A 16,260-nucleotide genomic window follows, 5' to 3' on the forward strand; every position below is an offset into this window, starting at 1 on the left:
GATGAAAGTAGCATTGGTACATTACTGGTTGGTTACCATGCGGGGTGGTGAAAGGGTTTTGCAGGCAATGGCAGAACTGTATCCCGAGGCTGATATTTATGCCCATGTTATTGACATGAAGATGGCTGAGCGCGAATTTCCCGGCCATAAGCTCTATGAAACTTTTATATCTCGTCTGCCATTTGCCAAAAAACTCTATCAAAAATATCTGCCATTGATGCCGATGGCATTGGAACAAATTGATTTCAGTAAATATGATCTTGTTATTTCTAGTGAAAGTGGGCCGGCAAAGGGAATTGTTGTACCTCCCGGTGTGAAACATATCTGTTATTGCCACTCTCCCATGCGCTATGCGTGGGATATGTATCATGACTATCGCAGGAGTTCTGGTTTCGTTACGCGTCTTCTTATGCCATTTTTGATGCATAGGATCAGAATATGGGACGCGTTAAGTTCAATGCGGGTTGATAAATTTATTGCGAATTCCAATTTCGTTGCACAGCGTATCAGTAAATTTTACAGGCGCGAGGCAACGGTTATTCATCCTCCGGTTTCCATGGCTGATTTTAGCATTTCCAAGGATATTTCTGATTATTATCTGATGCTGGGGCAACTGGTTCCCTATAAGCGAGCAGACTTGGCCGTTGATGCTTTTAATCAAAGCGGAAAAAAACTGATCATCGTCGGTGAAGGAAGTGAACTGAAAAAGTTGCAGAAGATTTCTAAATCCAATATTACTTTTCTCGGTCGGCAATCATTTGCCAATATTCAGAAATTGTATTCCGAGTGCCAAGCGCTTATTTTTCCGGGTGTTGAAGATTTTGGCATCGTACCGCTGGAGGCAATGGCTTCCGGAAGGCCGGTTATTGCATTGGCAAAAGGTGGAGCCTTGGAAACAGTGATTGATGGTAAAACTGGATTCTTTTTCTCCGACAGCACCGTTGAATCGCTCAATGGCGCCGTTGAAAGATACGAACGATGTTCGGCAGTGCTTGTACCTGATGATATTCGCGCACATGCGAACACATTTTCCGTGGAAGTCTTCAAGAAGAACATTCAGGAATTTATTCAGCACTCTTAAAACATTAAATATGTCGTACGATATGCTGAGTGAAAGCTGGCGGCTGCTTGGGCGGACGTAGTTGCGATTTGATAAATTTCTTTAGTTTAAGAAATTTGACGCAATAAAATTCGTTATCGACTGCGGTCAGGGAACGAAAGCCATGCGAAGAAAGATGACTTCGCATCACCGTCCCAAGCATCGTGAATGGCTACGCTGCCTGCTTCAAGGGTTTTGACATGGCTGGAGAAGTGACGCAAGCGCGCGTGGCAATCAGAAATTGCAATGCGCGCTGCGCCTCCTATCTCCTTCTATTCAGTATGCACCATCTTTTTTGAATATGACCTTCACGGTCTTGAGCAAAATAACGATGTCATTGAATAATGACCAATTTTTCACATACCAGGCATCCAGATAGACACGGGTATCGTAGCTGACATCGTTTCTGCCACTGACCTGCCAAAGGCCAGTCACCCCGGGTTTTGCTTCTAGATAGTAATCAATCTGGTTGCCATAACGCTCCAATTCAGCATCTACCACCGGGCGGGGCCCCACCAGACTCATTTCGCCTTTCAGTACGTTCCATAGTTGCGGTAGTTCATCAAGACTGGTTCTGCGTAACAGGTGGCCGATGGGGGTGATACGGGGATCATTTTTCAATTTGAAATCGCGATCCCATTCTGCCCTGGCTTCTGGATCGCGCTCCAATAATTCCTTGAGCAGGACATCGGCATTGACGGCCATGGTGCGGAATTTATAGCAGAGAAAGTGTTTGCCATTTTGTCCCACTCGTTTGTGTCCATAGAATACCGGCCGGCCGGATGTCATGACTTTAGCTGTAATCCATAAAAGGATAGGGGAGCCGATGATCATGATTGCAATGGCTGCCACCAGATCAAAGCTGCGCTTGATCAATTGTAGGCCCGGCCGAGCAAGATTATTTCGCATGGTGAGCAGTAATACTTCATGCGTAAAGAAGTGATTGACTTCCATCCCATACAGCGGCAAGCCGCGTACGGCAGGCACCACTTGCATATTGGCAATTTGACGGCTCACTTGCTGGATCATGCTCTGATACGCATCGATGCCACCTTGCTCCAGGGCGACCACCGTATGTGGATTGCCAAGGCGGGCCAATGTTTCTTCCGGCGCCGCGCCCATTGGCAACCAAGGTATGGTTTCTCCATTGCGATTGAGATAATGATGGATGAAGCGTTCCTGCCCCTCCGGGATAAGGAAGGCGATCAAACGATAGCCCATTAACGCTTCTTCATCGAATGCCCGGGCCGTTTGCAGGGCATTGTCACCCCAGCCGACGATAACCATGGGACGTATCCACCCGCCGGCTTTCAGTAGCGGGTACTTTACCAACGCGCGCGCCAACAGGACAAAGACGGGGACAAGTAACCATGTAGTCAGCAGCATTGCGCGCGAGGAATCGCGCTTGCCGAGGAATACTAGAGCTGCATCGATCAGGCCCATGACCAGTGCGATTTTCAGGATTTCCTTGATTTCGTTGGAATACGGGCGGCGTTTAGCATGATGTCCCTTCATCTTGAAGCCTGCAATTGTCACGAGGGACAATAGGCAATAGCTGAACATTCGCGAGGTGCCCATGTCGGTATCTAATGCACTGAGTTCATGGTAATCCAAAGTGAGCAAGCCTGCCACCAAAAATGCCATGAACATCGCCAATACATCAGCCATGGTCAAGAAATATTTCTCCGCCTGGTTGCTGCAATACCACTTGGTCTTCTGTATAAAAATGCTTTCAATTGGTTTCATGATGACTTGCTAAACCTTATAAACTTCAGTGTGAATTGCGTAAGACTATTTCTTGATGCGTGCGCGGTAGTTCATCCCCGGCCATAACGCACTTCAAACCACGCGATATCGTCTTTACCCCAATAACTTTCCGATTGGATTTCAATTAATTCCAAAGGAACCTTGCTGGAAAAATGACCATAAACGTGAACCGGAACCAGCGCAAAGAATTGCCGGTATGAGGGGGAGTAGTCATGTATGCATTAATGTAAATTGGATAGAACTGAGTAATTCATCATTCGACATGCTTTAAAACTTGCCCGGTTTGCCGCGCTTGGATGCTGCGGCGTACATACTGGCAAAAAATCAATATTGCCGACAGAGGTACAGTACAAGAATATTTGTACTTTCTCCCGACTCCATGGAGCCAGAGAGGCACGCACTTTGGCTCGTCCTGTATTGTAGTTTGCTCCCCCGGTATTCCTGCTTAGCACGCAACGTTTTCAAGCAAAAAAGCAACAAACACGCATAGAGCGCTGATGCTGAGAATGAGCACGGCTGCTGCGGCGCAATCTTTGACGATCTTGATGCTGGGATGAAGGGCCGGGTGGAGGTGATCAATCAGATTTTCGAGGGCGGTGTTGAAGAGCTCCGCCGCGAGGACCATGCCACAGTTGAGCAATAACAAAGCCCACCAGATCATCGCTGGCTGGCACCAGGCAAGTACAAGCAATACCAGGAGGGCGGCAAGGCATTGCAGCCGGAAGCTCGATTCCATGCGGAAGGCGGCGCCCAAGCCTTGCAGGGCAAATCCCATGCGTTTGTGGAGAGGCTGGTTTTTCATTAACTATGCATGATTGGTCAGGGCGTTTCATTTTCCTGACGGCTGCTGCTTTTGGCGCGCGCATTATTGAAGAAAAATAAAAAGCCCGTTTTCAAGAAATGAAAAAGGGCTTTTATCGAGGAAGTGGCGCTGCGTACGACAAGGCCGGCTTCTCGTGAGACCAAGCCAGCGTCTTGCGGTTTGACGTCAGTCCGCGGGCTTGGTCTTGTCTGTTTCAGCCAAAGGCGTCGACAGATTATTTGGTGACGTGGCTTGGGGTCGTGTGCGCGGTGGTCGAGTCCGAGCTAGCTGCACCGGCCACAACGGCAACTGCTGCGCCGATGGCGATCAGGGCGCTCGTGCTCAGGCCGGCAACGGTGGCGCCGGCGGCAGCGCCAGCTGCTGGAGCAGCTGCTGCTGGAGCAGGAACTGGAGCCGATTGAGCCATGGCTTGTGCGGAAGCAAAGCACAGGATTGCCGAAGCGATCAGAATTTTCTTCATGGGATATCCTTTTAGGTTGAACAGCGGGAATGCTAAACTGTCACATGATTGTAGCAACATTTCTCTTGCTAGTCTGCGCCGTACAGGCTACGGCGACAATAATTTGGTGTATTTTAGCCGCATAGCTGATCATTCACCGCGTCTGGCTGTTCGCGTTGTTGTTCTCTATCAACAAAAATGATGCCCTACCGATGCGTCTTCACATGTCTTTTTGCAAAGCATGGGAGAATTCCCGGGGAATTCGAAAGCGCCGCACAAGTTTGCCAAGTCCTCGTCATCCCGCGTAAAATGCAGGCTTCGCGGGTGTAGCTCAATGGTAGAGCAGAAGCTTCCCAAGCCCCTCCACCTCGTCAAGAGCCACTGTTCATGCGGCTCTGAAGCGCATGAGTCTGCGATCACACCAAAATTCCACCTTAATCAACAAGTTACTTGCCATCACATTTTCGACCCCACATCTAGTCAAAAAATCTGCTGATGTGTGCTGCGATGGCCGGTTGAATCCGCACCCCGAAGCGGACGTACGTAACAAGGAATAGTGTAGAAGTTGCCCGAGTCGCAATCCCGGAGCGTGTCCGGTCGAACCATTTGTTACGTCCCATCTTTGATGTGGAAGTCGATGAATCGCCGTAGACCATATCGCTCCGCCGGCTGCGATGATATCTCGAATGCTGTTTTGGTTTGCCAGTGCGTCAATCCACTTCCGGTCGGAAAGACATCTTGTGATGCCTTAGCCCACTGAATTTCGATGCAGTTTGGCGTACTTCCCACCTTCCGAACCTTTCCAAACACTACGATCTTGCCCTCTTCGCCTTTTAGTTTTCCAAGCACAACACCATCCCCAGGTCTGAGCTTGCGCGCAATGTCGTCGTAAGTATTGGATAGGCCAGCAACCGCGACGGGCGGAGGCAGTTCGCCCATCGCGACGAGCGCGTCCAGTTGCTGCTCAGTCGGCATCTCGAATTTCCAGAATTTCACATTTTTCTCCCATTGAGTTAACAGCCCGCTTTAGTGGGGCGCTTGAATGATGGGCAGGCGGATGCTTCATAAAATTCTGCGATTTTTAGCGGACACATCGCTTGCCAATTTGTGCTGTAGACGTCTTCGTGATCACGCGATAGCCATCTACCCCCGGTCCGCTTTTGACTGAATCCTGCCGTTCGCTCCAGCATAGCAGGGTACCAGGTTGAAAAATTCAATGATGGCCGCCACAGGCCGGTACGACCCAAAGCGGTCCTTCCGGGTACCTGTGGCCCACGGTTGCTTCGCCAAGATATACCGCTCGCGCCCGTATAGAATTGTCCGGGTAATCCGCTTCCCTCCAGCCCTTTTCTACTGAAGACGCCGCACGTTATCCCATTGGACCTGAAGTGCTTCCACTGAAGGACGGCGGTGCTTTTGCGGTGGCATGAGGAGTGGATTTCCTTCCAGAGCCCGATACATCGGCGCAGTAAGGATGGGACTGACCCACACGGTAAACTCCTCTGGATCGACGGCAACGAGTCCCAAGTCCCATAGGGTATGAATATCTGCACGTAACAGAAGGCCGTTCGTGATCGTGTTGGTCGCAGGGCCCAAGTAAGGCGTAATATGTGCAGCTTCCAGAACAGCCACGACGTCGCACCCTGAGATGGCACATTTTCCGTCGAAAGCCTTAATCAGATCAGCCCGAAATTGAGGTTGGCCGCGCCGTTGTACCACGGAACGCAGTGTTCTATCGCGTGCATCCTCTTGATTGCCGGGATAGAATTCACTTTCGCCCTCAGTCCCAATCTCCTTGAGTAGCCCGCTAAACGGGCCATCCTCGTTAGCCTGCTGGGAGTCGTCCCTCTCTAGCTCAACGATGGTAAATCCACGCGATCTTAAGTATGTATTCGAAGGTCTGCCACCGTAAAAGGTGTTGGCCGGCGTATCGGTAGCGATGGAAATAATTTTTTTGGGCGGGTACAGCTGGCCTTTGTGATCAATCGCGTACGCATAGTTCTTATTCCGCTCCCAGCCGCTGTATTCGTCCGAACCCCGCCACTGCGCATCGAAAATCTGCATTGCTTCTTCCACCGCACTGCTTGCTACGTCCTTGATCTTCATTAGCTGTCCTTTAATAATTTCGACGGGGAAAAATCTTTCTAAACCGTCCCAGCTCGGGGTCCCCCGAGGGTATTTTCGTGGCCGCGTCCTAAGGCAGTCCGAAAGTCTGCTCTTGGCCCAGGCCGTGTAAAAACGCTGTTTTCGTGTAAACGGATGCCGCTGGGTAAACGTTAAGCCAGTATCTCATCAATACAGGTGCAAGATGAAACGCTTTATCGAAGGCGACGCCAGAGGGCAAGGTACGCTTCTGCCAGAACTACTGGGCTTTGAGGGTGTTCAGCCAGCAAAAACAGGACGGCCGGCATATCACCCAGCCGTGCTACTCAAGCTCTACATTTACGGCTACCTCAATCCTATCCAATCAAGCCGGCGACTCGAGCGCGAAGCGCAGCGTAACGTCGAACTTATGTGGCTGATGCGATGACTGACACCGGACTTCGAGACGATCGCAAACTTCAGCAAGGACAACGGCAAGGCAATCCGTAACGTCTGCCGGCAGTTCGTCGTGCTATGCCAGCAACTGGATCTGTTTGCTGATGCGGTCGTTGCGATTGACGGCAGCAAGTTCAAGGCGGTCAACAGCAGTGAGCGCAATTTCACGCAGGCCAAGCTCAAGCGCAGGATGGAAGAAATCGAGGCCAACATTAACCGCTATTTGGGAGACTTGGATACGGCCGACAGGCAGGAACCGGCGGCGAAGCAAGCGCGCAGCGCCCGACTGAACGACAAGATTGCGGCGATGAAATCGCAGATGGCTGCCCTCAAGGAAATCGAAGCGAGGCTGGAAGCGACTGGCGAAACGCAGATCTTGCTGACCGATCCGGATGCGCGTTCAATGATGACGCGTGGCTCAGGTCAAGAGCCACTGTTCATGCGGCTCTGAAGCGCATGAGTCTGCGATCACACCAAAATTCCACCTTAATCAACGAGTTACTTGCCATCACATTTTCGACCCCACATCTAGTCAAAAAATCTGCTGATGTGTGCTGCGATGGCCGGTTGAAAAAAATCTGACCGTTGGCTAAGGTGCCCGAAGCGCCTTACATCACAAATTCCTATCGCACCGATTGAATCCACCCCAAATTGTATCTTTCCTGCATGTGACGTCACAGGTGAGGATCCTCGTGGATTAAGGGATTAGTAGCGGAAACCGTTCTCGATGTGCACGAAGGTACGTCTTCTGGGCATCATTGAGCGTTTTGCGCAAGTTTGCCGGAGCACCAAGCAATTGGCGGTCAGTCGTTGTAAATGCCGTGGAGCAGAGCATCATCCCATCATCAGCAAAGCCGATCAAGCCGCGGTCAAACAGTGCATCAAGCGTGGCAACTAGGGGAAGGCCATTGTTCGGATCTTGGCGCTGGGCATTGGAAGATGAACACCAAGGTATCGCATGAGAGGCACGCAGTACGGGAAGCAAGGAACACCCAGTAACTGCACACCGGTCATCCCATAGTGCAAGCAAGTCGTCGCGATATTTACCCTGGCACAGACGCGTTAACGCCCATGCTCGCGCTTCCGTAGGATTGTGGGCGTACTTGGCTTCGATTGCTGCGATATCGGCATCACTTGCATGGGCTGCTACCAAGTCCCGCAAAGCATCTTTATTCGTGACTATAGATCGTACTGCTCGTGAAGGTGTACCGCAAAGATCTTTGACTATCTTGTAATGAACCGGATTTCTAGCAATGTCAGCAAACCAAGAAACCTTTTTTTGGTACTCAAGCGATTCATCCGATACGAGAAGGTTGGGATCAGTGACGGCAACGGAATGCTCATCAAGTACTGTACCTGCAGCCACAACCCCTATGAGGTTAGCGTAAACAAAAATAGTTGCACCACGAGCGATGCTATCCAGTTCTTCCTGATAAAAGGATTCCCCGCTAGTGATGATGACTTCATTTTTGATCCAGGCGTCGTGGTGGCTGTAGTCCCTATTTGAGACCGCATCGGTATTGAGAAAAACGGTTGCTAGTTTTTTCTTTTGCTCTTTCTTCTTTTTCAAGGCCTACTACTCCTGATGCTGGTTTAAATTTGAGGGCGTTCATAGTCATTTTTCGATAAAACATCTCGCTCTCACATGGTTAGCTGGCCGACAATGTATACCCGGACTGCGTTGTCTGCCTTCATGTTTTCATGGATGGTTCCCGTATCGAAAATAACACGGAACCAACATGGACCTCTACCAAAAAAACTACATCAAGCTGCTGCAACTTCTCCCCAGCCTGCATGAGATGAACGGACCAGCTAAACTCACTGCGCTTGGACATACCGATGTGCATGTAGACATGATCGAGCGCCATAAGCATCGCTTGGTGCTTCGTATGAGCCACTACATCCAGCGACTGCATGGTGCAGCGATACCTGCCCCTGATATGACCATCGAAGTGTTTCCGCTGGCGGAGACCGTTGGCGCGCTGACGTACAGTGATTGCTTCGGCTCTCGCAAAGTGTTTTGCCCAGAATTGATGGCCTTCAGCCCGCTTGCAAAAGCGGAACTGAACAATTTCTTGGAACAGTGGCTGACGAAGATGATTGCTGAAGGGCGAAGCCAGCCGAAATCTGAACGAAGGGAAAACGCTGCGTAGCGATCGTTGCTCTAGTGTGATATTTATCGATGACCTACGGATGCGTTTTTCATGGAACCGCAGCCTCGTGTTCTGCTATTGTTCTAGCACTTCAAGCTAGGGCAGAGAAATGGGAAAAAGCATAAGGATCTATCTTCCAAACGACACGGTAGCTGGCATTCGTCACGCCGAAATAGCAAACTGGACCGGGCAGGCTCTTGCATGTCCTCGCTCGCTTTTTAGCGAATTACGCGAGTGGCCCGAGGTCCAACGTCCCGGGGTTTATATTTTGTTCGGTGTGAATGACGAGACTGGTGCCGAAATCGCATATATCGGCGAAGCTGAAGTGCTCGCTGATCGCTTGCACAGCCACCTGTCAGGGAAGGAGTTTTGGTCGGAGCTGGTGAGTTTCAGCAGCAAAGACGAAAACCTTACGAAAGCTCATGTACGCTATTTGGAAGCGCGCCTGGTCGTGATGGCAGGTGAAGTAAACCGCTATCAGCTGGAGAATAATCAGACACCAGCGCTTCCAGCTTTACCAAGAGCTGATCGGGATGCGATGGAGGAGTTTTTGGCTTTTGCAAAGACGCTTCTTGGGGTCTTGGGGCATCGCCTGCTAGATCCCCTTGTCGTCCGCAGAAACGTTATAGACTCACAAAACACTGCTCTGGATAAGCATACCCCTACGCCAGCAGCCAAGGTTCTTGAGCCGTCTTCCGTTTTTCATCTTAGGGTTAGCGGCCTACACGCCAAAGCTGTTTGGACGGAAGAGGGCATGGTCGTCTTGGAAGGCTCAGATGCGGCCCTGAAGCCAGCTTCGAGTCTAACCGGCGGGGCTGTCGCACTAAGACAGATGATGATTGCATCTGGAGTGCTGGAAAGCTTAAACGAGAAGTTGATCTTTAGACGCGACCATATGTTCAAGACTCCATCGCAAGCGGCGGGAATCGTCACTGGATACTCGATCAACGGACGAGACAACTGGAAGCTAGATGACGGCACGACCTTCAAGCAATATTTCGAAAGCGGCCTTGACCTTATCTAACCTGTGTCTCGTCGAGAATCGTTTTATCAACCCAGCTTCGCCTTGATCAGTTGGTAGTAGGTACTGGCACCCGCTGCGCTCAACTTCGCTTCGGCTACAAACTGTTCAACGATCTGCTTGCGGGTCATATCTTTTTGCTTCGACATGCGCACGTAGATGGCGGATGCGATTTCCATCTTCGTCGGCGCCTTCGGCTTCTTCTCGGTCTTGGGCGTAGTTGACACGCCTGTATCGGGTTTTCCTTCGCTTCCCATCCTATCTGCCGTCGGCGTCGATGAAATCGGCGTAGCGGCGGTTTTAATCGGTCCAGTCACGCTGGGCGATGCACCGGCCACGGATGTTTGCGAGACAGTGGTCGTGTTCGACGGCATTGCCGGTTTGTGGTCGTTCGTTGTCTTCGGCAGCTCGGTTGAAGTAATCTTCGCATTCATGATGTAGGCTCTGGTGTGTTTTAAAGAGCCTTTACCATCAACAGTTTTCACCGGCTAGGCAACGACCAGCTTGCAGGTCAAAACCTGTTCATCTTGTCGCGATCAACTGATGCCAACATCCGCTGTGACAGCAATTTTCGGTGTGCAGCCACCTCATTTCCCATCACACCCGCTGGGGTATCCGCTTAAAACCCGCATGAATGCGGGGCTGCGAGAGCTACGTTAGAAGCTTTGAACGCTTATGATGTGTACTTTAAGTGGAATGGTCCTGCCGCTCACATTTACCTGAAACATCCTGACTAATCTGTTGACCTCGATTCGAGACTAGCGTAATTGCCCTTCACGACGACACACTCTAATGTGTGCTTGGGCAATAGCGGCGACCGATATTTCCGAGAATTATCATATGGCAAGTAACCGACTTCGGGTTTCTGCATGTAAAAATTGGTACGGTTCGCAGTCCACACACTGGAAGCATATCTTTTTATCGACAAATACGAGAGAAGTTCGTAGACTAAAGGACTTGCTAAAATTGTAAATTCTTGATAATTGGCAACTGATAAGTTCGATTCGAGATAAAAGTGGGATATAGGAGTAAAAATTGTGATTGAAGTAAAAATTATTGAGGATAGTTGCGCTCCTAGCGGCGCCAGGTTGACGACGTTTCAGCTGGCCTACCCCCGGTTTATTCATGCTGAACTTATGACGCATAGAGTGTTTAGTAGAAATGCAAGCTCTAGCAGAGCTATTCCGGTTAGAAAGCTAATTGATCAGGTAAAAATCAATCCGGCGTGCCCCCTGCATTGGGGGAAAAATCAGCCAGGAATGCAGGCTAGTTCTGAGGTAGATGTTGAAACTCAGAAACATGCAAAGGAAATTTGGCTTGCAGCAGCAGCCAGTGCAATAGAGCAAGCTGAGAAAATGAACACATTAGGTCTGCATAAACAACTTGTTAATCGATTATTAGAACCTTTTTTATACATATCAGTAATTGTAAGCGCTACTGAATGGGAGAACTTTTTCCTACTTCGTAACCATGCCGATGCTCAGCCAGAAATATTCGAGCTGGCAAAGGCAATGAAACTTGCAATGGAACGATCTGATCCACGCACCATAACTGAGCCGAAAACTGTTCCCTTAGGTTGGCATCTTCCGTACGTCACAATGGAAGAGCGTCGTCTAATTTTGGATCCTTTATTGTTGGCAAAGATAAGTGCTGCTCGGTGTGCACGAGTTTCGTATTTGACTCACGACGGGATAGTTCCCGAAATGGATAAGGATTTGCAACTTTTTTCGCGCCTCGTCGGCTCGCAGCCACTTCACGCATCTCCCGTGGAGCATCAAGCATTTCCTTTGGCTACTCCTGATGAGTGGAACAAAAACTTTAGGGGCTGGTATCAGTTTAGAACTATGGTAGAACAAGAATTCAATACATAAATCAGAAATTTTTCTTCTAGTCTATTAATACTAGGAACATATCTAGGTAGCTCAGCTATGAAAATCTCGCTTACCGAATTTCTTGAGGAAAATTTATGTGTTCTGTTCGTTGTTGGTTCATCTTGCTATCAGCGCAGCGAACTGACTGAAAAGGCCATCAAACTCGTCAAAAGGTTTGTTCCTAGTGTCTTAATTTTTGACATTTCCCGTAATAAACATTTGAGAGATGAGGTACAAGAAAGGTCAAGTTGGGATTTTTTTCCGCAGCTTTTCTTGTTTCAGGAGTTTATTGGAGGTTATTCAATTCTCGAAGAATTTTTTGCATCTGGCGAATACCTACGAGTAGTTGCAGAAAATGAGGGAAAGATAGCCTGTGGAGTAGTGGCAAGTCTTTTTAGACCTCCGCAAACTTCCAAATTTTGGAGGATGTCTTCGGGCAGTGACGGTCTCGATGTAGTTGGCGCAGGCGCGCATGGGAGCATACGTGTTTGGCGAAATATCGACAATAGTCCTAATTTTTTTGAAATAAAAATTTGTGATGGCTGGGTAAATTCTGTAGCTTTATCTAAAAGCCGGGGGAGCGTTTTCGCTGCCTTGACTGATGGCACTATTCGAGTCGTTAACATATCTTCGGGATTTCAGTCTAAGCAAGTAACTGCCCATAGGCGCTGGGTGAATGATTTGATACTCTCGCGAGATGAGTTATTCTTATGGTCAGTTTCTGGTGATGGATTGCTAACATACTGGGATAGCAATAATCTCACTCCGATTAAGTCCGTTTTGGTAAGTAACGAATGTGTTTGGTCTGTCGCATTAAGTTCTTGTCAAAAAATATTAGTAACAGGCGGCGCAGATGGGGTAGTGAAATTCTGGTGTGCGATAAAGCTTGATTTAATTTACGAAATTCGGGCGCATTCTTCTTGTGTTACTTCAGTATTAGCGGTTGATAATTTTTTTGTTTCAACCTCTTATGATGGTTCAGTTGCTATTTTCGATTCGTCTTTGAGATTGGTCCGGCGTTTTGTTGAGCACACCGAACGTGTTTGGACGATAGCTCATATCTTTGGTAGCATTTGTGCATCTGCTAGCGGGGACGGCACCATACAACTATGGGACACTAATACCTGTATTTCGCTTGACCGTCTAGAGTTCTTAACCATGCCGATTGCTGTAGCTTATTGGGCTAGCGAAAAAAAACTATTGGTATCTCATGATAACGGAACCGTCAGTTCGCACGATATGAGCGACATAATAAATTCACACTATATAGAAAAATCCTATGAATCCCTCTCGTGGAATTATTGATTCAGATAAGTTGATCACCAAGATGCGAGATAGAATTTTTAATTCGCGGGAAAAGAAATTTCTTATTTCTGATATGAGCAGCAGTAAAGAGGAGAAAGACGAGTATACAATTTCGAATTGTGATGGAATGGGTAGAGTCAGAATTTTTTCCAATTTTAAGCTGCATGGCGGTGCGTTAGACGAGATAGAGAGAAATAGAATACAACGAATTTTGCTGAGTAACTATCCCACAGTTCGACCAGTAAAAACACAGGTTTTTCAGCTATCAGGATGCACCTGGCGATGCTGGTATTGCTATGTAGATGAAAACCGGCTTTCTGGGAATCCAAAATACGGAAAATGGCTAAACTGTGAACAAATAATAGATCTTTATCTTAATGAACAAGATCGACCTAATATTATTGATTTGTCAGGTGGACAACCTGATCTGGTTCCGGAGTGGCCTATATTAATGCTCAGTGCCTTGGAGGCACGGGGATTGGATAGTACGGTATACCTTAGATCAGAAGATAATCTTTCCAATAGCCTATTTCGCGATATTCTGTCAGACTTCGATATAGAGCGTTTGAGAAATTACGGTAAATACTCTAGGATTGGCTGCTTTAAAGGGTTTGACGAATCATCATTTTGTTTTAATACAAATTCGAATAAATATTTATATGCTAGGCAATTTGATGTTGTACAATCAATTATTGATTGCGGTATTGATTTTTATGCATATGCGACTTTTACCGGAATTGAGAATATTGGGGTAGCAGCTAAGATTTCTATTTTTCTTGATAGGCTGCAAAAAATACATCATTATCTCCCGTTGCGGACAATTATTTTGAAAATCAAAAAATTTTCGGCATGGGAAGGAAGAGGTACATATTCATCAGACCTATGGAGTGAGGTGCAGAGCACTGCTGAGAAAGCATGGTTTGAACAAATGGTGAAACGCTACTCAGACGCGGAACGCGCAATGAAACTTGAGGATATCAAATTGTGATTAGGTTTTAACCAGGAAGATTATTTTGCACATTTATTTCAATTCCTTGAGAAAGTTTGCCATACAATTTTCCGGGTTGTGGCAAAAATGAAAGCATGTCTTTACATGTTATTGTTCCACACCAACGCTCTAAATTCTTGACAATTGACTCAGAGAACGCTATACAGCCTTGTAATTCTTCATTCGTCAAAATCACACCATCATGATCTGCGTTACATTCGGAAAATATTGGTAGCCCGCTCCCTAACGGCGTAAGCCATGATGCCTCAGCATCAGGCATACTTTCTAGAAATTTACTCGGCGCAAGAGCTCTTCTCGCATGACAAAGAACAAAATTTCCATTTATTAAAATTGCGCGCACATCAAACTGGTAGCGATTTGAATTTTTATAGGCAGGTTTCGATGGATACCATTCTTCTAATATCCATGAATTTGGAGCCGCAGCCTGCATAAAATCTGTTTGATATGATAAAGTAAACGGCAATTTTAATACCTGCATTAGCGCTTCTTTCGCGGACAAGCGAGTCACTCCATTACTGCCACCTCCCCAATTTGGTTTTTTTACTATCCAGGAATCTTGATCGGACAGCTTGCTTAGAAAAGATACCGTTTTTTCGGAGTTTTCGAAAAATACAGTTTGATTAAAGGAATAGTACGAGGGGTGCTTGCTCGCATTGCCCATGCTAAAAAATATTTTTTGTGCTAAAAATTTATTTTTGCAAACTAATCGTGCTCTAACATCATTAACAATCCTAGTTTTTCCCGCGTACTGGGACCAGTGAAAAATCCCACATCTATTTAAAACGGAGTCAAGTTTTTCGCCCCACAGAGAAATAATGTTGCCATTACGTTCGAAAACAGAATTTTTGTCAAGAACATAGCATTTTTTGCCTCTTAGTTCAAGTTCACTTTTTATTCTTCTGAAATCATCAATTATACCCAGCGTCGAATGAGTAATTTCACTGCCAATGTTGGAAAACGAGAAATCATCTTCATCGACAGAGTTCTTTACGCTAAATTTATATGGAAGCACTAGCCCAATTCTTAGTGCATCGTTTTGACATAAGACATCACATATTTCTTTTATAGGGGATTTAAATTCTTTATGGAAGTAATCCTCAAACAACGTTTCGGCAAACGCAAGCCCAATGGGGTTTTCGTTGATTTCTAAGAAATGCCATACACCAGAATCATCTAATAGCAGATCTAAACCGACTAAATTTAAAGATTTCAAAATCTACTTAATAATTATATTGCGATCTAGCATATTCCCGTCGCATGAAATGCGTTTACACGCTTCCACTGAGTACGAAGTAGTTCGAATTTATCAAGGTTGCTAGTAGCGGGTTTGATTACGAAGGGCGAATTGCTTGTACCCAATATTACGTCAGAGAGAGCTTCTATCTCATTCGTAGTCATATCTATACCAAACTGAAGTACTGCATTCCCTGGATTGTTCAACAGGCTGTCATAGAAGGTGCGGTCTCCCTTCGACAAGACGAGGACAGCTTCGACTTTTTTCAACGCAGCAAAGGAAAGGGATGGATGTTGTGGCATTTTCAATCTCCGAAAATTAATTACGATTAGAAAGTTTCACAAGTGAAATACATGGGTTATCCGCTACCATTACATACCAACTGCCAAATAATTGCAAATTATTTCGCCCTCTAGGATACGCCATACGTCAATTTCGCACCGGGCTCCGGGTACCGTGCTTGAGGCACAGGCGAAACCCGTCGCTTGTAGGTGAACAGTTCAATAGACACCGTGCGGCATCATGTTTGGATCTGCCAACTTGCCGACGGCTCGCAGACCCAATAAATGATTGGGGCCGCCTTGTACTTTGGTGCGTCTTACGGCTCCTGACGCAACTTTTCCTTCCAACTCCATAGCTGGTGGACCTATCACCTTACTGCTGGTGTTTGCATGTTGGCTGCGGCAAGCCTCATTAAAAAAGCAGATTTCGTGGACAGGTCAAAAGCTCCAATGACTCATGACCTCCAGACGCCGTAACGCAAGAGCCATCTCATTTCCACCTACATGCCTTAACCTATGGGACCCCATGCCGCCTGGGTACGCCCTTGCGATGGGTAGGTTAGAAGGTCTGATGGCTCATAACGTACGCACGTCGCCCTGTAGTGGTTTAATGTACCCGGACACTGATTTAGGCGAGAATGCTCGCCATGGAGAGGTGTTTGATGAGCAAGCAAAGACGTACGTTTTCCCCTGAGTTCAAACAGCAGGCAGCATGCTTGG

Annotated in this window: 14 protein-coding genes and 2 pseudogenes; 7 read left to right on the forward strand and 9 right to left on the reverse strand. The window is 47.4% G+C overall.

Annotation, left to right across the window (positions count from 1 at the left end; genetic code table 11):
• The first annotated feature begins 1 nt into the window (after position 1).
• Positions 2-1,081, forward strand: a complete 1,080-nt coding sequence (locus tag OX459_RS27185; RefSeq protein ID WP_289907348.1) for a glycosyltransferase — start codon at positions 2-4, stop codon at positions 1,079-1,081.
• Between the two features lie 294 nt (positions 1,082-1,375).
• On the opposite strand, the gene wbaP is transcribed toward OX459_RS27185, so the two are convergent.
• The 6 genes and pseudogenes from wbaP to OX459_RS27215 all read right to left on the reverse strand — a co-directional run bounded on the left by wbaP (position 1,376) and on the right by OX459_RS27215 (position 6,234).
• Complete coding sequence (wbaP, locus tag OX459_RS27190) at positions 1,376-2,845, reverse strand: undecaprenyl-phosphate galactose phosphotransferase WbaP (RefSeq protein WP_289907350.1); 1,470 nt, start codon at positions 2,843-2,845, stop codon at positions 1,376-1,378.
• Positions 2,846-2,916: 71 nt separating this feature from the next.
• A pseudogene (locus OX459_RS27195) lies at positions 2,917-3,009 on the reverse strand (hypothetical protein); the annotation flags it as partial.
• 302 nt (positions 3,010-3,311) lie between these two features.
• Positions 3,312-3,668, reverse strand: coding sequence for a diacylglycerol kinase (locus OX459_RS27200; RefSeq protein WP_289907351.1), 357 nt, complete (start codon positions 3,666-3,668; stop codon positions 3,312-3,314).
• A 235-nt stretch (positions 3,669-3,903) separates the two neighbouring features.
• On the reverse strand, positions 3,904-4,149 hold the full coding sequence (locus OX459_RS27205) for a hypothetical protein (RefSeq protein WP_289907353.1): 246 nt from the start codon (positions 4,147-4,149) through the stop codon (positions 3,904-3,906).
• A gap of 588 nt (positions 4,150-4,737) precedes the next feature.
• Entirely contained in the window at positions 4,738-5,124 is a 387-nt protein-coding gene (locus tag OX459_RS27210) for a hypothetical protein (protein WP_289907354.1), read from the reverse strand.
• 354 nt (positions 5,125-5,478) lie between these two features.
• On the reverse strand, positions 5,479-6,234 hold the full coding sequence (locus OX459_RS27215) for an HNH endonuclease (protein WP_289907355.1): 756 nt from the start codon (positions 6,232-6,234) through the stop codon (positions 5,479-5,481).
• Between the two features lie 202 nt (positions 6,235-6,436).
• Here OX459_RS27215 and OX459_RS27220 point away from each other — a divergent pair.
• Positions 6,437-7,090 (forward strand): annotated as a pseudogene (locus OX459_RS27220) (transposase); the annotation flags it as partial.
• A 273-nt stretch (positions 7,091-7,363) separates the two neighbouring features.
• Here the strand turns inward: OX459_RS27220 and OX459_RS27225 are convergent.
• Positions 7,364-8,236 carry an HNH endonuclease signature motif containing protein gene (locus OX459_RS27225; protein ID WP_289907356.1) on the reverse strand — a complete coding sequence of 291 codons (873 nt, stop codon included), beginning with the start codon at positions 8,234-8,236 and terminating at the stop codon, positions 7,364-7,366.
• A gap of 169 nt (positions 8,237-8,405) precedes the next feature.
• Between OX459_RS27225 and OX459_RS27230 the strand changes: the two genes are divergently transcribed.
• Both OX459_RS27230 and OX459_RS27235 read left to right on the forward strand, forming a co-directional pair.
• Positions 8,406-8,819, forward strand: coding sequence for a DUF1249 domain-containing protein (locus OX459_RS27230; protein WP_289907357.1), 414 nt, complete (start codon positions 8,406-8,408; stop codon positions 8,817-8,819).
• A gap of 109 nt (positions 8,820-8,928) precedes the next feature.
• The gene (locus tag OX459_RS27235; RefSeq protein ID WP_289907359.1) at positions 8,929-9,843 is read left to right on the forward strand and encodes a GIY-YIG nuclease family protein; all 915 of its coding nucleotides are present in this window, start codon (positions 8,929-8,931) and stop codon (positions 9,841-9,843) included.
• A 26-nt stretch (positions 9,844-9,869) separates the two neighbouring features.
• Here OX459_RS27235 and OX459_RS27240 read toward each other — a convergent pair whose 3' ends face one another.
• Positions 9,870-10,097, reverse strand: coding sequence for a hypothetical protein (locus OX459_RS27240; RefSeq protein ID WP_258002763.1), 228 nt, complete (start codon positions 10,095-10,097; stop codon positions 9,870-9,872).
• A gap of 780 nt (positions 10,098-10,877) precedes the next feature.
• Here OX459_RS27240 and OX459_RS27245 point away from each other — a divergent pair.
• The 3 genes from OX459_RS27245 to OX459_RS27255 are packed head-to-tail and all read left to right on the forward strand — an operon-like array spanning position 10,878 to position 14,004.
• Entirely contained in the window at positions 10,878-11,711 is an 834-nt protein-coding gene (locus OX459_RS27245; RefSeq protein WP_289907361.1) for an FAD-dependent thymidylate synthase, read from the forward strand.
• Between the two features lie 57 nt (positions 11,712-11,768).
• The gene (locus OX459_RS27250; RefSeq protein WP_289907363.1) at positions 11,769-13,016 is read left to right on the forward strand and encodes a hypothetical protein; all 1,248 of its coding nucleotides are present in this window, start codon (positions 11,769-11,771) and stop codon (positions 13,014-13,016) included.
• Positions 12,991-14,004 carry a radical SAM protein gene (locus tag OX459_RS27255; protein WP_289907364.1) on the forward strand — a complete coding sequence of 338 codons (1,014 nt, stop codon included), beginning with the start codon at positions 12,991-12,993 and terminating at the stop codon, positions 14,002-14,004. Before OX459_RS27250 ends, OX459_RS27255 begins: the two co-directional genes overlap by 26 nt.
• 7 nt (positions 14,005-14,011) lie before the next feature.
• Here the strand turns inward: OX459_RS27255 and OX459_RS27260 are convergent, their stop codons facing one another.
• The gene (locus tag OX459_RS27260; protein WP_289907365.1) at positions 14,012-15,238 is read right to left on the reverse strand and encodes a hypothetical protein; all 1,227 of its coding nucleotides are present in this window, start codon (positions 15,236-15,238) and stop codon (positions 14,012-14,014) included.
• Between the last annotated feature and the right edge of the window lie 1,022 nt (positions 15,239-16,260).

The sequence above is a fragment of the Janthinobacterium sp. SUN026 genome (genome assembly GCF_030397625.1).
Classification (GTDB): Bacteria; Pseudomonadota; Gammaproteobacteria; order Burkholderiales; family Burkholderiaceae_D; genus Janthinobacterium; species Janthinobacterium kumbetense.